Annotated in this window: 10 protein-coding genes and 1 pseudogene; 8 read left to right on the forward strand and 3 right to left on the reverse strand. The window is 70.7% G+C overall.

Going from position 1 to position 22167, the window contains the following annotated elements; translation table 11 throughout:
- Window positions 1–81: 81 nt before the first annotated feature.
- Together VZQ01_RS31455 and VZQ01_RS31460 are read left to right on the forward strand one after the other, a co-directional pair.
- The gene (locus VZQ01_RS31455) at window positions 82–879 is read left to right on the forward strand and encodes a transcriptional regulator (RefSeq protein ID WP_426745478.1); all 798 of its coding nucleotides are present in this window, start codon (window positions 82–84) and stop codon (window positions 877–879) included.
- On the forward strand, window positions 876–3926 hold the full coding sequence (locus VZQ01_RS31460; protein ID WP_426745479.1) for a protein kinase domain-containing protein: 3051 nt from the start codon (window positions 876–878) through the stop codon (window positions 3924–3926). The genes VZQ01_RS31455 and VZQ01_RS31460 overlap by 4 nt, the downstream gene beginning before the upstream one ends.
- Window positions 3927–4060: 134 nt before the next feature.
- Here the strand turns inward: VZQ01_RS31460 and VZQ01_RS31465 are convergent, their stop codons facing one another.
- A complete protein-coding gene (locus VZQ01_RS31465) occupies window positions 4061–7129 on the reverse strand; it encodes a DEAD/DEAH box helicase (protein ID WP_426745480.1) in 3069 nt (1022 codons plus the stop codon).
- Window positions 7130–7203: 74 nt separating this feature from the next.
- A complete protein-coding gene (locus tag VZQ01_RS31470; protein ID WP_426745481.1) occupies window positions 7204–9039 on the reverse strand; it encodes a fibronectin type III domain-containing protein in 1836 nt (611 codons plus the stop codon).
- 306 nt (window positions 9040–9345) lie between these two features.
- Between VZQ01_RS31470 and VZQ01_RS31475 the strand changes: the two genes are divergently transcribed.
- From VZQ01_RS31475 to VZQ01_RS31490, 4 genes are all read left to right on the forward strand, one after another.
- Window positions 9346–9768 carry a YciI family protein gene (locus VZQ01_RS31475; protein ID WP_141322932.1) on the forward strand — a complete coding sequence of 141 codons (423 nt, stop codon included), beginning with the start codon at window positions 9346–9348 and terminating at the stop codon, window positions 9766–9768.
- A 391-nt stretch (window positions 9769–10159) separates the two neighbouring features.
- The gene (locus tag VZQ01_RS31480) at window positions 10160–11674 is read left to right on the forward strand and encodes an SDR family oxidoreductase (protein ID WP_426745482.1); all 1515 of its coding nucleotides are present in this window, start codon (window positions 10160–10162) and stop codon (window positions 11672–11674) included.
- A gap of 24 nt (window positions 11675–11698) precedes the next feature.
- Window positions 11699–18253, forward strand: a complete 6555-nt coding sequence (locus tag VZQ01_RS31485; RefSeq protein ID WP_426745483.1) for an SDR family NAD(P)-dependent oxidoreductase — start codon at window positions 11699–11701, stop codon at window positions 18251–18253.
- 24 nt (window positions 18254–18277) lie between these two features.
- Entirely contained in the window at window positions 18278–19360 is a 1083-nt protein-coding gene (locus VZQ01_RS31490) for a fatty acid desaturase family protein (RefSeq protein WP_426745484.1), read from the forward strand.
- Between the two features lie 9 nt (window positions 19361–19369).
- On the opposite strand, the pseudogene VZQ01_RS31495 reads toward VZQ01_RS31490, so the two are convergent.
- A pseudogene (locus VZQ01_RS31495) lies at window positions 19370–19959 on the reverse strand (DUF6766 family protein).
- Window positions 19960–20064: 105 nt separating this feature from the next.
- On the opposite strand from VZQ01_RS31495, the gene VZQ01_RS31500 reads away from it, so the two are divergent.
- Entirely contained in the window at window positions 20065–21138 is a 1074-nt protein-coding gene (locus VZQ01_RS31500; RefSeq protein ID WP_426745485.1) for an NADH:flavin oxidoreductase, read from the forward strand.
- 259 nt (window positions 21139–21397) lie between these two features.
- The gene (locus VZQ01_RS31505) at window positions 21398–22156 is read left to right on the forward strand and encodes an outer membrane beta-barrel protein (RefSeq protein ID WP_267700009.1); all 759 of its coding nucleotides are present in this window, start codon (window positions 21398–21400) and stop codon (window positions 22154–22156) included.
- The last annotated feature ends 11 nt before the right edge of the window (window positions 22157–22167 follow it).

Raw genomic sequence — 22167 nt, forward strand, 5'->3', positions numbered from 1 at the left:
GAGCTGTTCGATGCGGTGTTGCGGTCCGCTGGCGAGTCGTCCGCCGCAAGGCTTCGCGAATCACCAGGAGCCCGGGAGGCCGTGGCGCGCGCTGTCTCCGAGGCAGTCGCCCTCGGTGACGCCGCGCCCGAGTCTCGTTCCTTCGCGCGACATCTCGGTGCGCAGCTCGCGCGCGCCACGGACCCGGGGCTCACGTTGCAGCGGTTGCACAGCCGGGACCTCGCACTCGCGCTCGCGTGCGCGGAGGGTGTGCCCGCGGCCCGTGCGCTGCTGGAGCAGGAGGTCCTCCGCGAGCTGCACGTCCCCTTGTCGCGCATCCACCCCTCGCCCGTGTTCGTGGACGAGGTGCTTCAGGTGCTGCGCGCCAACCTCCTGATGCCTCGCGCGGACGCACCGTCGCGGCTGCTCGGCTACGCGGGCTCGGGTCCGTTGCTGCACTGGGTGAGCATCTCCGCGGTGCGGCTCGCCCTGCGGATGCGCAAGGCGCTCGGAGACGAGTCGCTGGTCGACGCCGAGGTGCTCGCCGCGCATCCCGCGCCCGGTGGACTGGAGCTGGGCTTCGTCCGCGAGGAGGCCCGAGGGCACGTGCGCGCGGCCTTCATCCGCGCGGTGGCGTCGCTGGATGACGAGGACCGGGAGTTGTTGCGGCTGCACTTCGTCGAGCGACTGTCGCTCGAGCGCATGGGGGCGTTGTTCAGCCTGCACAAATCCACGCTCTCCCGTCGGCTCTCCGCGGTGCAGGCCCTGTTGGAGAAGCGCACGCGCCGCGCGCTCACCGAGCGACTGTCCCTGCCCGAGCCGGAGGTGGACAGCCTGATGCGCGCCATCCAGGGCCGGTTGGACTTGAGCCTCTCGGGCCTGCTGGAGGGACGGCCGTGAGCTGTCCCGACGAGAACACGCTCTCCGATTACGCGAGGGGTGCGCTGGACCCCGAGAGCACGACGAGCCTGCGCGAGCACGTCGCGGGGTGCTCGGAGTGTCGGAGCGTGCTCGCCGCGCTGAGCGGGCTGCAGTCGCCTGAGCCATCGGTGGGAACGGGCGCGCGCGTGGGGCGCTACGTGGTGCTGGGGCTCCTGGGGGAGGGAGGCATGGGCCGCGTCCACGCCGCCTACGACCCGGAGCTGGACCGCAAGGTCGCGCTCAAGCTGCTGAACCTCACGAGGCTCGGAGAGGGCTCTCTCGGTCAGGCACGGCAGCGACTGGAGCGCGAGGCCCGCACGATGGCCCGGCTGTCGCATCCCCACGTCGCCCACCTGCACGACGTGGGCGAGTTCCAGGGGCAGCTCTTCCTGGTGATGGAGCTGGTCGAGGGCGGCACCCTGCGCCGGTGGCTCGCGGAGACGCCGCGCACGCGCCGGGAGATTCTCGAGCGCTTCATCCAGGCCGCCGATGGGCTCGCGGCCACGCATGCGCTGGGCATCACCCATCGCGACTTCAAGCCCGACAACGTCCTGCTCACGCGTGACGCGCAGGTGCGCATCACCGACTTCGGCCTGTCCAACGCGGCGGCGCTGGAGCCCTCTCGGGAGGACGGCCCCGTCGTCACCGGCGGCGAGTCGCTCACCGTCACGGGCGTGTTCCTGGGGACCCCCGGGTATGCGTCGCCGGAGCAGCTCCGTGGCGAGCGCGGGGATGCGCGCTCGGACCAGTTCTCCTTCTGCGTCGCGCTCTACGAAGCGCTCAACGGACAGCGTCCCTTCGCCGGCAACACGCGCGAGGAGTTGCTGGCGTCCATGCAGCGCATGGAGGTGCGTCCCGAGAAGCGCGGCGTGCCCTCGTGGCTCGCGGCCGTGGTCCGACGCGGGCTCGCGGTGGACCCGGCGCGACGCTTCGAGTCCATGGAGGTCCTGCGGGCCCGCCTCGCGCGCGAGGTCGGCGCCTGGAAACGCAGCGCCGCCGTGGCCGTGCTCGCGGGTGGACTGGTGGGCCTGGGGTTCCTCGTGTTGGGGCCTGCCTCGAAGGACTCCAGCGAGCTCTGCCATGGTAGCGAGAGGCACCTCGTGGGCGTCTGGGACGCGTCGGTGCGGGAGGCCGTGCATCAGTCCTTCCTGAAGACAGGGGACGTCTCCGCGGAGGCCTCGTTCCAGGCCGTGGCGTCCTCGCTGGACCGGTGGACCCGGGATTGGACACACGCGCATCAATCCGCGTGCGAGGCGACGCGGGTCTTCGGCGAGCAGTCGGAGGCGGCGCTGGGATTGCGGATGACGTGTCTGGACCAGCGCCTGGACGAACTGTCGCGCTTGACGGTGGCGCTCCAGGGCGCGGACGCGCGGACGGTGGAGCGTGGCTTCGGTCTCGGGACGTCGCTTGGCGGCGTGGTCCACTGCGCGGACGTGCGCACGTTGCAGGAGGCGGTCTCCCTTCCCCAGGACCCGAAGGCTCGCGCGGAGGTGGACGCGGTGCGTGTGGAGCTGGCGCGTGCGAACGCGGAGCTGCTCGCGGGCCATACCCCGGAGGCGCTCAAGCTGGTGTTGCCCGCCCGGGAGCGCGCGCTCGCGACGCGTCACCGGCCACTCGAAGCGGAGGCACATCTGCTCTGTGCGCTCCTGCAAGAGGACGCGGGTGCGTTCGACGAGGCTCGGAAGTCCCTGGCCCAGGGCTCGCTGGCGGCCGAGGCGGGGCGACACCTGGGCGTGCTCGGGCGGGTGCTCAAGTCCCAGGCGTGGTTGCACGGGTACAGCCTGGGGCGCACGCAAGAGGCCTGGCCCTACTTCCATCGCGCGAGGGCCGTGGCGGAGTCCCTGAGGGACGCAGAGCTGGATGCGCTGCTGAACCACGTGCAGGCGGAGCTGCTGGAGCAGGAAGGACGCTTCGCGGAAGCCGAGCCGCTGCTGCGAGCCTCCCTGGAGGCCGCCAGCTCGAAGGGGCGGACGCATGCGCACGCGGAGCTGAGCGGGCGGCTGGGGCTGCTCACCCGGAAGCAGGGGCGCTTCATGGAGGCGAGACACTGGCAGCAGGAGTCGGTGCGGCTCCACGAGGCGTACTTCGGACCGACGCACCGGGACACCGGACGCGCCCTGGTGAACCTGGGTGGGACGCTGGCGATGCTGGGGGAGCTGTCCCAGGCGGAGGCCGTCCTCCACCGCGCGCTCGACATCCTCCGTCACACGTTGGGGGATGCGAACCTCTCGGTGGCCCGGGCCTGGTCGAACCTGGCGCTCGTCCATTTCGAATGGGGGCATGGCGCCCAGGCGCGCGAGGCCGCGGAGGAGAGCTGGTCGGTGGCCCAGAAGAGCGTGGCCGCCAACAGCCCGGTGTTGATGGGCATGGCGTCGAACCGGCTCGGGGTTTTGGGTGAGCAGGGCGAGCGCACACGGGAGCTCGCACACGCGCGAGGCCTCCTGGCGCATCGCGAGAAAGTCTACGGTGTCGCTCATCCGGAGGTGGCCCTGGACCTCCACGAGGTGGGCCGGCTGCTGCGTCTCTCGGGACTCCAGGAGGAAGCGCGAGGTGTCCATGCGCGTGGGGTCGCGCTCCAGCAGCCACTCGTCGCGAAGGACGAGGTGGACGCAACGGGGCTGCGAGCCCTCGCGGACGCGCTCCTCTTCCTGGGCCAGGTGGACGAGGCGAAGCGCCACGTGGAGCACGCGCTCGTGCGCATGGAGAAGGACCTGGGCCCGGTGTCCTCCGAGCGCATCGAGGCGCTGCTCGTCCTGGGGGACGTCCAGCTCGCGAGGGGTGAACCCGCGGAGGCGCTCCCTCCGCTGCGCACGGCGCTGGAGGCGCTCACGCGGCGACAGGTGGTCTCCGCGCGAGTGCCCAGGGTGCGTCGCCGTCTGGCGCGAGCGCTCCGCCTGACGGGCGCGGCGGAGGAGGGCTGCGAGCAGGCGCGGCGCGCGTGGGAGGAGCTGGGCGCCTGGAGCAAGGCCTACGCCCAGGAGACGCGCGAGGCGCGGGCCGAGCTGGGGCACTGTCGCGGAGGGTAGCGGGCGCCCTCCCAAGAGCGGGTCGCGCCACCAGGTCGAGCCCCACGTCGCGGTCGACCGCCTTCGTGAGCGACGCGGCCGATGCTTCCGCGCCAATGTGTCGCGAGCCTCGAATGGAGCCGAGGCCCACCACCTCAGTCGAGCAGCTGCATCAGGTCCGCGCGGGTGATGGCGGCGCCGCCACCGGAGGCGCCTCCCAGCGCGGACTCGAAGAGCGCGCGCTTCTTGTCCTGGAGCGTGAGGATCTTCTCCTCCACCGTCCCCTGGGACACCAGCCGGTACACCATGACGGGTCGCTGCTGGCCGATGCGATGCGCGCGGTCCGCGGCCTGGTTCTCCACGGAGGGGTTCCACCACGGGTCCACCAGGAACACGTGGTCCGCCGCCGTGAGGTTCAAGCCCGTGGCGCCCGCCTTGAGGGAGATGAGCATCACCGGCGGGCCCTTCGGGTCCTGGAAGGCCTCCGCCACCGCGCCTCGGTTGGACGTGCCGCCGTCCAGGCGGATGAAGCCGATGTCCGCCTCCCGCAGCGCCGGCTCGATGAGGTCCAGCATCGACGTCCACTGCGAGAAGACGAGCGCCTTGTGCCCGTCCTCCACCGCCGTGGCGAGCGCCTCCACCAGCGCCTGGACCTTCGACGACGACTTCGCGTGCTGACCCGGGACGAGCGCCGGATGGCACGCGGCCTGCCGCAAGCGCAGCAGCGCCTCCAGCGCCTTGAGCACGCTGCCGCCGGCCTCCAGCTGCGATACCACCTCTTCCCGAGTGGCCGAGTACACCGCGTCATAGACGGCGCGCTCGTGCTCGCTCAGGGTGACGTGGCGGACGGACTCGGTGCGCGGCGGCAGCTCCGGCGCCACGTCCCGCTTGAGCCTGCGCAGCACGAAGGGCCGGATGCGCGCGCGAAGCCGCTCGGCCGCGCCCTTGAGGTTGTCCGAGACGGGCCGCGCCCAGCGCTCCTCGAAGTCCTTGCGCCCCCCGAGCAGGCCCCGGTTGGTGAAGTGCATCAGGCTCCACAGCTCCTCGAGCCGGTTCTCGATGGGCGTGCCGCTGAGCGCGAGCCGGAAGTTCGACTCCAGATCGTACGCCGCGCGCGCCACCTGGCTGTCGGGGTTCTTGATGGCCTGCGCCTCGTCGAGCACCACCATGTCCCACGTCTTCGCGCCCAGCACCTCCGCGTCCAGCCGCAGCAGCGCATACGTGGTGAGCGTCACGTCGGCCGTCTCGTCCAGGGAGCGGCCGGGGCCGTGGTACACGGACACCTTCAGCGACGGCCGGAAGCGCCGCACCTCCGCGTGCCAGTTGGGCAGCACGCTGGTGGGCGCCACGACGAGCGTGCCCTTCCCGAGCATGCAGAGGGTCTGCAGCGTCTTGCCCAGACCCATGTCGTCCGCGAGCACGCCGCCCAGTCCCGCCTGCCGCAGGAAGGTGAGCCAGCTCACGCCGTGCAGCTGGTACGGGCGCAGCTTCGCGGTGAGGTCCTGGGGAAGGTGGGGCTCGGGCAGCTTCTCGAAGCCCTTCACCAGCGGCGCCAGCTTCTCCAGGCCGGGCGGGGGCGGGTGCTCCAGCGCCTCGCACAGGTCCGTGAGCTGGGGGATGGCGTGGTTGGCGATGCGGCCATTCGAGTCGCGCGCCGCCAGCAGGTCCGTCACGCGCTGCCCATGCGACTTCAGCCACTGGGTGGGCAGGGGCGCCCAGCCTCCGCCCTCCAGCGGCACCAGGCCCAGGCCCTCTTCGTAGGCCTTCATCACCGCGGCCGCGTCCACCATGCGCGGCGCGTCCGGGCCCGCGCCCTCCACCTCGAAGTTGAACGAGACGCCGACGCTCGGCGCGCCCACCTCCGTGGTGCCCGTCTGCACGCCGAGCACGGGCTTGAGCTTCACGTCCGGGCTGACGAAGCGCGCCGCGTCGCCGGTGAGCCCGCCGCGCCAGCGCCGCAGCTTGTCGGCGAGCTGCACGGCCTCCTTGCCCTGCACCGCCACGCGCCGGCCGGGGACCATGTTCAACTCGTCGCGCAGGCCGTGGATGAGCTTCTGCTCGGCGCCCTCGTCGCGCACGGGCACCGCGCCGCTCAGGTACACCATGCGCCCGTTGTCGATGCGCACCGTGGGCGGCGAGCCGTACACGAGCGTGGGCAACACCGAGAGCCCGCCTTCGAGCGGGTCCAGCTCCAGGGAGATGCGCGGCTTGAGCGTGCGGTCGATGGCCGGCAGCCGCTTGCTCTTCACGTCCACCGGCAGGCGCCTGGCCAGCTCCGGCAGCACCTTGCCGGTGAGCTCGCCCATCTGGTCTGGCGAGAAGGCGCGCTCCTGCGGCAGCTTCTCCAGCCGTGAACCGGAGAGGGACTGCTCGCCGAGCCGGAACAGCACGCCGCCGCCCACCGCGATGCCGGGGCTGATGACCTCGGTGACGCGCGGGTCCCTGTCCACCTTCATCACGGTCTGCTCGCCCCGGTCCTCCACCGTGACGCGGGGCAGGAGCAGCTCGCTGGAGACGGACATCAACATCCCGTCGAAGAGGATGGTGCGCGCGGGCTCCAGCGCTCGCAGCAGCGCATCCAGTCGCTCCGGCGGGAGCGCGCCGCGCGTGGGCCTGGCGAGCAGCGCGTCCACCACGCGGTCGCACGGCTCCACCTGGATGCGCGCGGCCTCCACGGGGTTCGTCAGCAGCGAGGACAGGCTGCGCGCCAGCAGCCGCGCGGTGTTGTCCGGACGGACCACCAGCCGCTCCAACTGGAGGCCCCCGTCCACGCGCTTGAAGCGGTACACCAGCCGCTCCGGCTTGGCCGTCGCTCCAGGCCGCGCACCGGGCGCTGGGGCCGTCGTGGGACGAGCGGGCGCGGCGGGCGCCGAGGGCCGCGCGGACGCCATGGGTCGCGCGGGCGCGGCGGGACGTGCGGGAGCCGCGGGACGGGGCGGAGCGCCCTTCTGCGCGGCGTGGTGGAGGAAGAGGGCGGCGGCGACCACGTGCTCGCACGGGTCATGCTTCCCCCGGCAGTCGCACTCCCAGATTTCGTCCTCGGGATAGAGGACCGTCGTCACGGGGGCGGGGCGGCCGGTGGCGCGCATGCGCAGCACCGTCTCCTCCTCGCCGACGGACTGCACCGAGACGGCGCCGGCGCGGGCCAGGCCCATGCCGGCGGACCAGGTCTCCGGGCGCGCTTCCTCCTGGATGGTTTCGAGCAGGTCGGCGGTCGCGGACATACGGGGACCGCCTCCCTAGCGCCGTGGCGGACCCGGCGCAATCCTCGCCTGCGCCGGGTCCGTGGGAGACGGGCCTACGGGTAGGTGTCCAGGTACGCGCGGTGGCTGTTGGAGAACTCGAAGTTGGTGAACTGGTCCCAGTTGATGGACCAGGTCATCAGGCCCTTGAAGCCGGGGTAGCCCGCGGGATTCCTCAACACGTAGGTGCCGCCGAAGGACTGGCCCTTGAGCAGGTAGTCGAGCGCCTTGTGCACGTTGGCCGGCGTGGTGTACCCGCCGCCCGCCGCCTGCGGTGACGACGGCAGGCCGATGAGCACCTGGTCCGCGCGCAGCCCCGGGAACATCGCGCTGGTGTTGCCGCCCACGGGGAAGCCCTGAATCATCATCTCCGCCATGGCCACGTGGAAGTCCGGCGTGCTCTGCGCGTAGGCCCGGCCGTCGAGCGCCATGACGGTGCCGGTGTTGTAGTGCTGCACGTGCAGGTAGTTCAGCCTGTCGCGCAGCGCGTGGATGACGGGCAGGTACGCGCCCCAGGGACCGCCGTACGCGGACATGCCGCCCTGCACGTAGGCCGTCTCGGGCGCCATGGTGAGGATGAAGCCCGTGCCGTTCTGGTTGAGCAGCTGGCGCGTGGCCTGGATGATGTTGACGATGCGCGGCGTCGTCGGGTTGCGGAAGTCGGTGTCCCCGCCGTTGAGCGACAGCGAGCTGCCCTCCAGGTCCAGGTCCAATCCGTCGAAGCCGTACGTGGTGATGAGGTTCTGCATCGTGGTGACGAAGTTCTGCCGCGCGGTGGCGTCGTCCAGGTGCACCGTGCCGTTCGCCCCGCCGATGGAGATGAGCACCTTGCGGCCCTGGCTCTTGAGCAGCGCGATGTCCGCCTTGAAGTCCGCGACGCTCGAGTTGTACGGCGTGAAGGCCATGTTGCCGGAGCCCGCGCCGCCCACGGGCTCGGCGAAGGCGACCTGGATGACGTTGAACTTCGCGGAGATGTCGCGAAGGCGGATGTTCGTCGAGCCGTTGTCGAAGTTGTGCCAGTAGCCCACGATGAGCTTGTTGCCCGTGGGCTGCGTGCCCGTCGTCGTCGCGGACACGCTGTTGCTCGCCGCCGAGCGGTTGCCCGCCGCGTCGCGCGCCTTCGCGGTGAAGATGTAGGTCGTGTTCGCGTTGAGGCCCGTCACCGTGACGCTGGTGGCGCCCGTGGTGGTGGCCGAGGCGCTGCCGCCGCCGTTGACGAAGACCTCGTAGCCGGTGACGGCCACGTTGTCCGTGGACGCGCTCCAGCTCAGCGACACGCTGCTGTTGCTCACGCCGGTGGAGCGCAGGCTGCCGGGCGTGGACGGCGGCACGGTGTCGACCGGCGGGCGAGGAGAGGTCGTCACGCTGTGCGCGCTGCTCGCGGCCGAGCGGTTGCCCGCGGCGTCGCGGGCCTTCACGGTGAAGGTGTACGTGGTGTTCTCCGCGAGGCCCGTCACCGTGACGCTGGTGGCGCCCGACGTGGTGGCCGACGCGGCCGTGCCTCCGTTGGTGAAGACCTCGTAGCCGGTGACGCCCACGTTGTCCGTGGACGTGCCCCAGGACAGCGACACGCTCTCATGGGTCTTCGCCGTGGACGTGAGCGAAGGTGGGGCCGAGGGCGCCTGGGTGTCCGGCGGTGGATTCCCCGTACGCTCCAGCCAGAGGGCGGGAACGTTCGGCGGCTCCCAGCCGACGAGCGACGTGTGGGACTGCCGGCAGTCGTAGCCCTTGCCGGAATAGGAGACGATGTCGCCCACCGTGTACGGCGTGTTGGGCGCCCATGCGCCCCGGTCCGCCGCCAGCACGTGCGCGGGGAGCAGGAGGCACAGCAGGGTGGTGAGGGCCACGAAGGCGGTGAGGCCCGCCCGGTGGAGGAGACCTGGAAGCTGCATGGCATCTGCCTTTCAGCTGGGGGAAGAGGCGCCCGTAGGCACCCCCTGGCAGAGAGAGGCGGCTCCCATTTTTCGGGTCAAACCTCGATTCCGGCTTCCGGCGACCCTCGCGCCGCCCCGCCCGCGCGGACGCCCATTTCCGTCCCTATTTTCGAAAGAAGGTCCTAAGAGGCGAGTCATTCCAGGGGGTTGGCGGCGGTCCTCAAAATAAATCGAGGCCGTGTCGATCTCCCGCGCGCCTGTTCGACGAAGCAATGAAGCCGGAGGACAACCGGCGCGGAACCTCGGAACGACAAGGAGCACGCAATGCGATTCATGGTGATTGTGAAGGCGGACAAGAACTCGGAAGCCGGAGTGATGCCGGACGAGAAGCTGATGACCGAGATGGGGAAGTACAACGAGGAGCTGGTGAAGGCCGGGGTGCTGCTCGCCGGCGAGGGGCTCCACCCCAGCTCGAAGGGCGTGCGTGTTCGCTTCAACGGCACCTCGCGCACGGTGATTGACGGGCCCTTCGCGGAGACGAAGGAGCTGGTGGCCGGCTTCTGGCTCTTCCAGGTGAAGTCCAAGGAGGAGGCCATCGAGTGGGTGAAGCGCTGCCCGAACCCGATGCTGGGCGAGTCCGAGATCGAAATCCGCCAGGTCTTCGAGATGGAGGACTTCGGCGAGGCGATGACGCCGGAGCTGCGGGCCCAGGAAGAGCGGTTGCGTGAGGCGACCGCCAAGAATTGAGCGCCTCGCCCCACCACCACACCCCAAGGCACGGGGCCCCGGGAACCTCGCGGGCCCGTGCAAGTCTTTTGTCGCCCGCACGGCCATTCGACGATGGCTGTGTTTCAGTGTGTCTGGATTGTCCATGAGGCCATGTATGGCCATGGACGAGCGAACGCTCGCTTGAGAGCGCATGCGTGGGTTCACCCGCATGCCCCTCGTGGGCGCGGCCCGCATTGCGGGAAGAAACCCGGGCAGCGTCAATTCATTCCCATGCACGGACACCACGAACGTCCGTTCATGGTTGTCATTGTTTCACGCTCCGTGGGTCCGGACACGCAATGTCAGACCCCTCATGCACAACGCACGTGTCTCATTCATCCATGCGTTGTCAGAATCGTGAGGGTTCAGCATGTCTCCGTCATCCCCGCAGGGCATTCCTTCTTCCGCTCAGGTCCTGGAGCGGATTCGTCAGTGCGCGGCGTCCGTCACGCGGTATCCGCTCGACATCCTCACGGCGGAGGCCTCGCTCGAGGACGAGCTGGGCATCGACTCGGTGAAGCTCGCGGAGATCGCCGCCGTCGTGGCGCGCGAGTTCAACCTCTCCGCGGACCGGCTGCCCAGGGGCGCGAAGGCGCGCACGCTCGGGGCCATCGCGGAGGGCGTCGCCTCGTTGCTCGCGGAGTCCGCGCCCGTCGTGGCGCCTCCCGTCGCAGCGGAGGCGACGCCCAGGGCGTCGGTCGCGGCTCGCGTCCAGGCGGCCGCCACGCCGCGGCCCGTGGAGGGCGCGTCGGTGGACCTGGAGTCGAAGGTCCGCGCCGTGTTCGCGCGGGTGACGCGCTATCCGGAGGAGCTGCTGACGCTCGACGCCGACCTGGAGGACGAGCTGGGCATCGACTCCGTCAAGCAGGCGGAGGTGGTGGCCGTGCTCATCAAGGAGCTCGGCTGGGAGGTGGCGCCCAAGCCGTCCCAGCGCCTGCGCACCCTCTCCGCCATCTGCGAGGCCATCCGCTCCCAGCAGGGCGCGGCGGCGGTGACGAGCCCTCCCGTGGAGCAGGCGCCTGTGCGGGTCGCACCGCCGTCCAGGCGCCAGCCGCCGCTGCCGTTCGAGGGCAAGGTCGCGCTCGTCACGGGCTCGGGGAAGGGCATCGGCAAGGTCATCGCCATGCGCCTGGCCGGCGCGGGGGCCACGGTGGTGGTCAACTCGTTCCACTCGCGGGACGACGGGGAGCGGACCGCGCAGGAGATCCTCGCGGCGGGCGGCAAGGCGCTGCACCTGTGGGGCTCCGTCGCGCACGAGGAGCACCTGGAGCGGCTGTTCTCCGCCATCGGCGAGCGGCTCGGCGGGCTGGACTTCCTGGTGTGCAACGCGTCCAACGGGCTCATCGGTCCGTTCGACCGGATTGCGCCCCGGGACTGGGACAAGGCGTTCCGCACCTGCGTCACCGGGACGTACGAGTGCGCCATGCGGGCCCGCCCGCTGATGGCGCGGCGCGGGGGCGGGGCCATCGTCACGATGTCGACGTCCATGTCCCAGCGGTACATGCACGACCTGGGGTGCCAGGGCGTGGTGAAGGCCGCGGTCGAGTCGCTCACCCGGTATCTGGCGGCGGAGCTGGCCCCCGAGGGCATCCGCACCAACTGCGTGTCCGCGGGCCCGGTGCACGGCGAGCTGCTGGGGATGTTCCCGGATGCGCCCGGGCGGGTGGCGCGCTGGGAGGCCGCGACGCCGGGAGGACAGCTCTGCACCGCGGACGACGTGGCGGACGTGACGGAGCTCTTGCTGGGCTCCAGGACGCAGCGGGTGAACGGCGCGGTCTGGGTCGTGGACGGTGGGCTCTCCGGAACGGTGGATGGCCTGCTGCCCTCGAGGCCCGCGCGAACCCACGGACACGATGACCGGGCACAGCTCGCCCTGGATGCCTGAACCCTTTCGCTCGGGAGACCTGCCATGGGTTACTTCGCCGTCCCGTACGTCATCCACTTCGATGACACGATGGCCTACGGGAGCCATCACTTCCTCACCAACTTCAAGTTCCAGTGCGCGGGCCGTGAGCACCTGCTCTTCAGCCCGCACTTCTTCGAGGTGCCGGAGTTCCGGCGCGACTTCGACCGGGTGCTCCTGCTCACCTACGAGGGGTACTCGCGCAACCTCTCGCCCGCGAACCTGGGGGACAGCCTCGTGGTGCTGACCACGTTCGAGGAGCGGGGCGAGGTCGGCGTGCGCTTCTGCTTCCGGACGCTGAAGCGGGACGGGACGCCCGTGGCGTGCGGCTACCAGACGGTCCTCTGCGCGGACAGGGCCACCGGCGCCCTGTGCGCCTTCCCGGATTCGTTCCGCCCCTGCTTCGAGTCGCTGTCGAACATGTTCGAGCCCGCGTCCGCGCAGAGCTTCCGCGAGCGCGTGCTCAAGGGCGGCTCCGCCATCCAGGAGCTGTTCTCCGAGCCGGTGCGTGCGCTGGCCCGGCGTCTGCTGGAGGACCCGGCCTCGCTGGGGACCTCCAGGCTGGTCGACGTCGATGCCCTGGTGGCGAGCGCTCCGGTCGCGGTGGAGCCGGCGCGGAGCCCCACGCTCCAGTTGCCGACGGGGGCCACCGCGTTCCTCTTCGCGGGGCAGGGGTCCTTCGAGCCGGAGTTGTTCGCGCGGCTCAAGTCCCTGCAGCCCGAGCTCCGCGACGAGCTCATGTCCGTCGTGGACGTGGCCCGAGGACACGGGTTCGACGTGCGCCCGTTGGTGGAGGCGCGGGACGCGGCCGAGGTGCGTCACGCACTGGAGCAGGAGCCGCGGCTCGACCAGCTCGGCATCTTCCTGTCCGGTGTGCTCGGCGCGCGGTGGTTGATGCGCGAGGGCACGGCGCCGGGCGTCTTCGTCGGGCACAGCTTCGGGGAGATTGCCGCGATGACGGCGGCGGGGGCGATGGACCTGCGCTCCGGCGCGGAGGTCGTGTGCCTGCGGGTCCTCGCGCTCGAGACGGTGCCGGAGGACCTGGGGACACTCGCCGCCGTGGCACTGGGCGAGGCGGACACGGCGCGTGCGCTGGTCGAGAGTGGCGTCACGGGGGTGACGGTGGCGGGGCGCAACCACGCCAAGCAGACGGTGGTGGCGGGGGCCCGTTGGGAGCTGGAGCGACTGCGAGCCCACCTGGAGCAGCGAGGGCAGGGCTTCACCTTCGTGTCGAGCCGGTACCCCTTCCACCATCCAGGCCTCCGGCCCGCGGCGGAGGCGTTTCGGGTCGCGCTGTCGCGGGTCGAGATGAAGACGCCGCGGGGGCTCATCTACTCGCCCATCGAGCGGCGCGTGTACGCGGGAGCTCCGGACGAGCTGGCGGAGGCGCTGGCGGCGCACCTGCTCAAGCCGTTCGACTTCCTCGGCGCGGTGGAGCGGCTGTCGAGCGCGGGGTGCACGCGCTTCCTGGACTGCGGCACGGACGGACGGCTGGCGCGCATCGTCCAGCGCATCCCGGTTCCGACGGGGCCGCTCGACGTGCGCGCCATCTCCGCGCTGCTGCCGCCTCGCTCCGAGCCGGTGGCGTCGGCTCCCGTGAAGAGCGAGCCGCCGAAGGCGGATGCGACCATTGCCATCGTGTCGCTCGGCTGCATGTTGCCGGGAGGTGCGAAGGACCCCGAATCCTTCTGGCGCAACATCCGGCAGGGCATCAGTGGAATCGTGGACCCTGGGGCCCGCGAGCCGTCGCTGGTGACGGACTTCATCGGGCCGGTGGGCACGCCGGACCGGGCCTACACGTTGCTCACGGGGGCCGTGCGTGACGAGGACCTGGTGGCGCCGGAGGGGGCGGACCCGGAGCGCTTCCGGCGTTATGTCCGCGAGCAGAAGCTGCTGGCCATCGCGCTGGCCCAGTCCATGGAGGGCCTCGGGGCGCATGCTCCGGAGCGCATCCAGTGTCTGCTCGGCTCCACGGCGGAGGGCTCCTCCGAGTACGACGCCGCGCTGAGTCTGGAGGCGGGCGAGGCGCTGCTGCGCGCGAAGGGGATGCATGGCGCGGACGTTGCCCTGCTGTCCCGGGCCGCGCGCGAGGTGATGGGCGTCGAGGCCCGCTCGTCGGAGCTGGCACCGCATCCCACGCTCCAGGCGGTGGTGACGGACGTGGTGGGGCGCGGTGTCTCCACGGTGCTTCTGGATGCGGCCTGCGCGTCCTCGCTCTACGCCATCGCGTTGGGGATGAAGACGCTCCAGCGAGGGGAGGCGGACCTGGTGCTGGCGGGAGGAGTCTTCTCTCCGGGGCCTGGCAACAACTGCCTCTTCTCGCAGTTCAACGGGCTGTCGGCGACGGGGAGCAGGCCGTTTGACGCGAGCGCGGATGGCGTCATCTTCGGTGAGGGCGCGGGGGTGGTGGGGCTGATGCGCCTGTCGGATGCGCTCGCGCGGGGCCTGCCTGTTCGCGCTGTCATCCGAGGCACGGGGTTGTCGAGCGATGGCCGCAGCAGCTCCGCGAATGTCCCTCGCGTGGAGGGACAGGTGGCGGCGATGACCGCCTGTTATGCGGCGGCGGAGGTGGACCCGGCCTCCATCCAGTACCTGGAGGCGCACGGCACCGCGACGCCCGCGGGAGACGCCACCGAGCTGAAGTCGATCGGCCGGGTCTTCGCGGGCAAGCGCGCGGGCATCCAACTGGCGAGCGTGAAGGCGCTCATCGGACACGTGGGCTGGGCGGCCGGCGCCGCGTCGGTCATCAAGCTGTGCAAGGCGCTGGAGCACCGGTTGTTCCCGAGGCAGGCGAACTTCGAGCGGCCTGGCGACGCGCTGCGCGCGCTCGGCGCGGACTTCGAGGTGAGTCAGCGTGAGCAGCCCTGGCCGGAGAACGGGGCGAATCCCCGGCGGGCCGCGACGAACGGCTTCGGCTTCGGGGGGACGAACGCGCACCTGGTGCTCGAGGAGTACCGAGGCGATGCGTCGCCCGTGTCGACGCGGTCCGGGTCGATGAGCGAGCTGGTGGTCGTCGCCGCGGAGGGCGTGTACCCGGATGCGCGAGGGACGCCGCGAGTGGGCGTGCCGTCGGAGGTGGGGACGCGCTTCGAGGTCGGAGCGTTCCGTCTGCCCTCCTCGTTGAGGTTGTTGCCGGACATCGCCGAGGACATGGACCTGACGCAGGGGCTCGCGCTCACGGCGGCGAGCGCGCTCGTGGAGAAGCTGGGTGGCTTCGACGGGCTGCGCTCGGGAACGGCCATCGTGCTGGGGCTCGAGGGAAAGACGCGCAGGGGCGTGGAGGCCATCCAGCGGGTGCTGGCCGCGTCGACGCGGCGTGGGCTTCGCGAGCTCGTCCTGGGCACTCCCGAGCGCGCGGCGCTGCTCCCGTTGGCGGAGGCGCTGCATGACACGGTGCTGGGGAGTGTGCGGCCGTCGGGGCCCTACACGCTCCAGGGGATGATGGCGAACGTCACGCCGGGGCGGGTGGCGGGGGCGCTGGATACGAAGGGGCCCAACTTCGTCATCGACGCGGGAGCGGCCTCGTTGGCCGAGGCGCTGAAGGCCGCGAGGGACGTGCTGGAGACGGGCTTCGAGCTGGTCCTCGTCGGGAGCGCGAACGTGCTCCGACCGGGCGCAGTGGATGCGGCGAGCGCGTCGGAGGGGGTGATGTTGCTGGCGGTCACCACCGCCGAGAAGGCCGCACAGCGAGGGCTGAAGGTGATGTGCGGCTTGCGCCTGTCCTCGTCGGAGCCTGTACGAGAGGACGCCGTGACGCGACTGTCAGCGCATTCGGCGAGCGAGGGGCTCGCGGTGCTGCGCGCGGTGCAGGCGGCGAGTGAGGGACGCGCGGGGACGCTGTGCTTCCACCCGGACGCGGCGAAGGGCACGCGTCTGTCGGTGGAGCTCATCCCTCCGCAGGCACGTGTCACCGGAGCGCGAACTCATGTCATGGAGAACCCGCGCATCGAGGGCGCTCAGCACGAAGCGGTGACCTCGACAGCAAGGACCTCGCACCCAGCCGCCGCGATGTCGACCTCCAAGGTGGGTGAGACGGTAGCGAGGGCTCAAGCCGTGAGCGCGAGAGTGGATGCGTCCGCGCCCCAGGCAGAGGCGAGTGGCTTCGACCTCCGTGCGTTCATCGGCTACCACGCCCCTGTGCTCGTCGAGCATCCAGCGCGAGTGACGCGGACCTCGGTGCTCACGGGGCGACGGGTCCTGTTCATCGCGGGAGACGAAACCCTGGCACATGAGCTGGAGGACCAGGCGCGCCGGCTCGGTGTGTCGGACCACCTCATCCTCTTCGCGGGCCCCGCGACGAGCACGAAGGGCAGGGTGCGCGGCATCGACCTGTCGAGCGAGGAGATCGCCGAGGCGGGACTGGAGGCCCTCGGCTTCGAGCCCCAGCTCATCCTCGCCGTCACGCGTGTCCACGGTGGCGACGAGCCCCAGGTCGTCGAGCAGACCGCCCTGCGCCACGAGGCACTCGAGCTGCTGTTCCTCGCGGCCCGTCGCTCCTACGAGAAGCTCGTCGCCGGAGAAGTCGAGCTGGCGAGTCTCTGCATGGGCGGGCTGGGACCTCGGCGTGTCCTGCATCCCGTGACGGGGCTGTTCGCGGGGATGCTCAAGTCCATCGCGAGGGAAGTCCCGGCCAGGAACGTCCGGGCCATCTCGACCACGAGCACCCTGCTGCCCGAGTCCCTGGACCAGGCGCTCCTCGAGCTGGGCTCGGAGGAGGACGAGGAAGGCCCGTCGGTCGAGGTCTGCTTCGACGGCGAGACGCGCTGCGTGCGCAGGCTGCGCCCCACCTCGTCACCGTCCTCGGGACCGGCCCTGCTCGACTCGAGCTCCGTGGTCCTGCTGACAGGCGGCGGCCGTGGCGTCACGGCGGTGCTTGCGGGCGCGCTGTTGAAGCGCTACGGCTGCACGGTGGTCCTCCTGGGCCGGAGCGACCCGGAGGCGGCGCCCGAGAGAATCCTCGTCGCGACGGACGAGCAACTCCCCGCGCTGGAGCGGGAGTTCTACACCCACGAGCTGGCCACGACGTGGGGCGTCCGGATGCCGGAGCTGCGCGCGCGCTTCGAGCGTCACCTGGCCGCCCGCGAGCTTCGCTCCACGCTCATGGGGCTCGCCCGGCTGCCAGGGCGGACCGTCTACCGCGTCGCGGATGTCACCCGTCCCCAGGACGTGGCGAAGGTCATGGACGAGCTCGTCCGCGAGTTCGGCCGACTGGACCTCGTGGTCCACGGCGCGGGCACGCAGACCTCCAAGAAGCTCAACCGCCGCCGGCTCGCGGAGCTGCGAACGAACCTGGACACCAAGCTGCTCGGGCTGCACCACCTGCACGCGGCCTGCGCCAGTCGCTTCGGACGCACGGTGCCCTTCCACGTGCTCACGTCCGCCTTCAGCTTCATCGGCAATGACGGACAGGCGGACTACGGCGCGGCGAACGAGGCGCTGGACCGGCTCTGCGCCTGGGTGGACGACGTCAACCCCCGCGCACACTGGTGCAGCGTGGGGTGGCTCGCCTGGGATGGCATCGGGATGACCCGGGGCTCCGAGTACCGGGTGCTCGGCGCCAGCCGCAAGCTCCGAGGCATCCGTGCCGAGGAGGGCGAGGCCCTGTTCCTCCAGCTCGTGGACGGCCAGCCGCGCGAGGCCATCAACGTGCAGCTCACCCAGAACGAGCGCGAGTTCTACGGCCTGCGACTCCTCCCCGAAGGCTCCGCGGGGGCCACCACGCCGCGCCCCGTCGTCCGCGAGGTGCGGGTCGACGCCGCGAGCGTGCCGTGCCTGGAGGACCACCTGGTGCGCGGCACGCCCACGCTCCCGGGGGCCTGGGCGTTGGACCTGATGCTCCGGGCCGCGGTGGGAGACCGGCTGCCGGAGCTGAACACCGTCACCATCGAGGACGTCCGCTTCTCACGCTTCATCCGCGTGCGGCCCGGCGGCCACCAGGCCCTGCGCGCCGAGTGCACACCGTGGGTCGATGAACCCGGGGTGCATGGTGTGCGGGTGCGGCTGTTGGGGGACATCGTCCACGCCTCCGGCGTGGTGCTCGAGCGTGACCTCGTCTACGCGGAGGCGCGCTTCACGCTGACCCGGCAGCCACCCCAGGGCGTGCCGGGACTCGACGCGGCGGCGCCCTCGGGGCGAGGCATCCTGGTCGAGGACCCTCATTGCGCCCCGGGCGGTCCCATCGAGCTGCGCAAGATGTTCGACTGCCTGGAGGACATCCGCCTGGAGCCCGCGGCGCGCTTCGCGAAGCTCGGCCTGCCGACGCGGCGGGAGGAGGCGGGGGCCACCGTGCCCGCGCTCGTCCTGGACGCGGCGCTGCGCTTGAGCGCGATGCACGTGCACGGTGTGTCGAACGACGTCTTCGCGCCCATCCAGTTCCAGCGCGCGACGTTCGACCGGGAGCTGGTGGACGGGCGGAGCCGCGCGCCGCTCCAGCTCTCCCTCAAGGCCCTGCGCCCGCGACTGGAAGGTGACGTCCTCCAGTGCGGCACCGTCGCGGCGGTCGATGAAGCGGGGCGCCTGCGGATGCTGCTCGAGGGCGGCCTCGCGCGCCCCATGGCCTGAAACCCTTTCCACGGAATGGACCCCATGAGCTCCTCCACACCGTCGCCGGTTGCCCTGCCGTTCGATGACCCCAAGCCGCTCCGCGCGGAGCTGCGCCGGGTGATGCCCGCCGAATCCTTCGAACCTCAACCCCACCGGGGTGTCATCGCACTGGCCCTGGTGCCGGTGATGCTGGCCTCCATGTGGCTGCTCGCCTGGGGCGGGCTGCCCTGGTGGGCCTGCCTCCCGCTCTCCTTCGTGTTGGGACAGATGGTCACCACCGTGGGGCTCGCGGCCCACGAGGCGCTGCACCACGCCGTCTTCAGGAGCCGGCGCTGGGAGGATGTCATCGGCTGGGTCGGCTTCGGCCCGTTCCTCGTCACCCCGGGCAACTGGCGCGCGTGGCATGTGCAGGCGCATCACAGCGCCGCGAACATCCACCAGAGAGACCCGGACATCCTCCCGCGACAGCCGGACCTGGGCACGCAGCGCTTCGCGCGGATGTTCCACGCGATTTCACCGGGCTCCGGCACCTGGCTGAGCTACGTCAGCTTCAGCGTGTTCTTCACCGCGCAGGGGCAGGCCTTCCTGTGGCACCACATCGACCAGCCCCACCTGCGCCACGTGCGCATGAACCGCGCGAAGGAGCGCATCCTCACGGTGCTCCTGGTGCTCGGCTGGGGGGCGCTGGGCTGGGCCATGGGGCCGCGCGGAGCCTTCTTCGCGCTCGTGTTCCCCCTCGTCGTCGCCAACATCACGTTGATGGTCTACATCGCCACCAACCACTGGCTGCAGCCGGCGTCCGAGGAGCACGACAACCCCTTCGTGAACACCGCGAGCGTCAAGACGCACCCGGTGATGGACTGGGCCCACCTCAACTTCAGCTATCACCAGGAGCACCACATCTTCCCGGCGATGAGCCCCCGCTTCGCGCCGCTGTTGCGCAAGCGACTGCGGGAGCTGAGCCCGGAGGCCTCCACCGTCTATCCCCACGTCCAGGCGCTGCGCGCGCTGTACGCGCGTCCCGCGCTGTACTCGCCCACCGAGGCGGGGACCTGGGTGGGGCCCCACGGGACACCCACGGTGACGAGCGGCGAGCTGCGAAGCCGCCTCGAATCCTCCGCCTGACGAGGAGCGCTACTTCCCGGTCCGGGCGTGGGGCGCGTTGACGGGCTTGGACTCGGGGCTGCCCTTCTCCCGCAGCCAGATGGACAGCAGGACGAGGGCCGCGACGGAGAGGAACTCGCTCTGCCATTTCTGGAAGGACTCGAACCAGAACCGGGAGGACACCATGTACTGGAGCACGGTGATGGCCGCCTCACCGTGCGCCAGGGCCTCTTCGTTGCGGGCCGCGGCGCCGGGGAGCCCTCCTGGGGCTCCAAATCCTTGTCCTCCTCCTTCTTGCCGCCGTTCAGGTCCTTCGACTCACCGGAGCCCTGCTGCTTGAGGAAGGCCGCCAGGATGACGAAGGCGCCCATCTGGAAGAACTCGCTCTCCCGGTTCTCGAACGTGGCCTCCAGGAAGTCGCCCGAGCGCAGGTACTCGCCGAACCGCGCCTCGGGTTGGCCATGCTGGCGCTGCTCCTCGTTGTGATGGAGGAAGCCGGAGACGGCCTGCCCCACCCAGCACAGGAGGAACGCGGCGAGCAGGACGAGCGACAGCCCATTGTTGGACAGGAATGCGCGCGGGCCTCTCTTCGGAGACCCCGATTGAGTGGTATCCGCCATCTCCCGAAGTCTGGACACGAAATGTCGGGGTGCAGCCGCCTCGGGAAGGCGACTGTCCGCCTCCCCGGTCCCCCACCGGCTTGGAACCCTCCGGAGACACGAGACATGGCAGGACTGTTCGACCCCCTGGTGCTGCGAGAAGGCGTCGTCGCGCGCAATCGCGTCTGGCTGGCGCCGCTCACCAACAAGCAGAGCCAAGCCGACGGAACCCTCTCCGACGCGGAGCTCCACTTCCTGGAGCGTCGTGCTCAAGGTGGCTTCGGGCTGGTGGAGACCTGCGCGGCGCACGTCCAGCAGGATGGCAAGGCCTGGTCCGGCGAGCTGGGCGTGCACGACGACGCGATGTTGCCGGGCCTGCGCCGGCTCGCCGAGAAGGTCCACCAGGGCGGCGCGCTGTTGTCCGCGCAGCTCTTCCACGGAGGTCTGCGCGCGGACCCCACCGTGAGCGGGCTGCCGCGCTGGAGCGCGAGCGCGCACGGCGGCGCGGACGAGTGCCGTGAGGGCACGGAAGGTGAGATTGAAGCCGTCATCGCCTCCTTCGCGAATGCGGCCCGGCGCTGCGCCCAGGCGGGCTTCGACGCGGTGGAGTTGCACGGCGCGCATGGCTATCTGCTGTCGCAATTCCTGAGCACCACCTACAACCGCCGCGCGGACCGCTGGGGTGGCTCGCTGGAGAACCGCTCGCGCCTCATCCGTCAGACCTTGGCCGCGGTGCGAAAGGCGGCCCCCTCGCTGGTGCTCGCGGTGCGCCTGTCACCCGAGGACTTCGGCCAGGCGCGCGGGTTGGACCTGGATGAGAGCCTGGAGGTCGCGCGGATGCTCACGGACGAGGGTATGGACATCCTCCACCTGTCGCTCTGGCGCGCGGGGCTCAACACCACCAAGCGCCCCCAGGAGCACGCCACGGAGCTGTTCCGCCGGGCCGTGCCCGCGCGCGTGAAGATGGTCGTCGCCGGCGCCATCTGGACGAAGGAGGACGCGGAGGCGCAGCTGTCGCGCGGCGCGGACGCGGTGGCCCTGGGCCGCTCCGCCATCGCCAACCACGACTGGCCCGAGCGCATCCATCGCGGTGCGCCCATCCACCAGCCGCCCCTCTCCGTGGACCTGCTGCGGGCCGAGGGCGTCTCCCCGGGCTTCATCGACTATCTGCGGGGCTGGAAGAACTTCGTCGCGACCTGATGCGTTGAAGCTGCATGGGCCACGACGCGGAAAAAGGGCGGTTCACTCCGGGAGTGTGCCTGCCGCGTCAAGTCTCTTGGCCGTGAAACGAAGTCTCGCGATGTGAGGCGTGTGGACTGGAAAAATGCCTGGGTCTCCTGAAACCCGGCCTTTTATGTCCCGTCCGTTTTAAATAAGTGACGCCTCCGGGCGTCTCTACACGCGTCCGACACCTCGACGGTGTGGGGCAACTCACATCACTTTTCGCGGGACCACCTTCATGACCAGCCGCACCCAGATGATGCTGTGCTCGATGTCCTTCGCTCTCATCGCCGCCCCCGCGTTCGCGCAGGATGACGCCGCGGAGGGCTACTCCGAAGAGGGTTATGTCCGCGAGGACTCGTCCGCCGGTGAGGGCAAGGGCTTCGCGCTCGGCCTGCGCGCGGGCTTCGCCGTTCCGTACGGCGACCTGGCGGGGAACCCGAACGGCGAGGGTGATGGCGCTCCGGTGGGTGACCTAGTCTCGAGCGTGATTCCGCTGGAGCTCAACGCGGGCTACTTCTTCAACAAGAACTTCTACCTGGGCGCCTTCTTCCAGTACGGCCTGGGCTCGCTCAACACCGAGGAGGTGGCTGGTGAGGAGGACCCCTGCAGCGTCGACGGCGTGAGCTGCAGCGCCAGCCAGCTGCGCTTCGGTGTCAACGCGGCCTATCACTTCGACGCGACGCCGCTGGTGGACCCCTGGGTGGGCGTGGGCATCGGCTACGAAATCCTGAACACGAAGATCTCGCTCGAGCTGCTGGGTGAGGAGCTGTCCGTCAAGACGTCCGTGAAGGGCTTCGAGTTCGTCTCCGCGCAGGGCGGCGTCGACTTCCGCATCTCGCCGAAGTTCTCGGTGGGCCCCTACATCACGGCGACGGTTGGCCAGTACTCGTCGGCGTCCCTCTCCGACGGTGAGGACGAGGAGTCGCAGGACATCGAGGAGAAGGCCATCCACGGGTGGATCAACGGCGGCGTGCGCGCGCAGTTCCGGTTCTAATCACCGCTTCG

Origin of the sequence: Myxococcus faecalis (genome assembly GCF_050039385.1) — a bacterium.
Lineage (GTDB): Bacteria > Myxococcota > Myxococcia > Myxococcales > Myxococcaceae > Myxococcus > Myxococcus fulvus.

Excerpts from the sequence above, each read along its gene's own strand:
- VZQ01_RS31485 (WP_426745483.1), top strand. The coding sequence starts at position 11,699 with ATGGGTTACTTCGCCGTCCCGTACGTCATCCACTTCGATGACACGATG.
- VZQ01_RS31475 (WP_141322932.1), top strand. The coding sequence starts at position 9,346 with ATGCGATTCATGGTGATTGTGAAGGCGGACAAGAACTCGGAAGCCGGA.
- VZQ01_RS31505 (WP_267700009.1), top strand. The coding sequence starts at position 21,398 with ATGACCAGCCGCACCCAGATGATGCTGTGCTCGATGTCCTTCGCTCTC.
- VZQ01_RS31470 (WP_426745481.1), bottom strand. The coding sequence starts at position 9,039 with ATGCAGCTTCCAGGTCTCCTCCACCGGGCGGGCCTCACCGCCTTCGTG.
- VZQ01_RS31490 (WP_426745484.1), top strand. The coding sequence starts at position 18,278 with ATGAGCTCCTCCACACCGTCGCCGGTTGCCCTGCCGTTCGATGACCCC.
- VZQ01_RS31465 (WP_426745480.1), bottom strand. The coding sequence starts at position 7,129 with ATGTCCGCGACCGCCGACCTGCTCGAAACCATCCAGGAGGAAGCGCGC.
- VZQ01_RS31500 (WP_426745485.1), top strand. The coding sequence starts at position 20,065 with ATGGCAGGACTGTTCGACCCCCTGGTGCTGCGAGAAGGCGTCGTCGCG.
- VZQ01_RS31480 (WP_426745482.1), top strand. The coding sequence starts at position 10,160 with ATGTCTCCGTCATCCCCGCAGGGCATTCCTTCTTCCGCTCAGGTCCTG.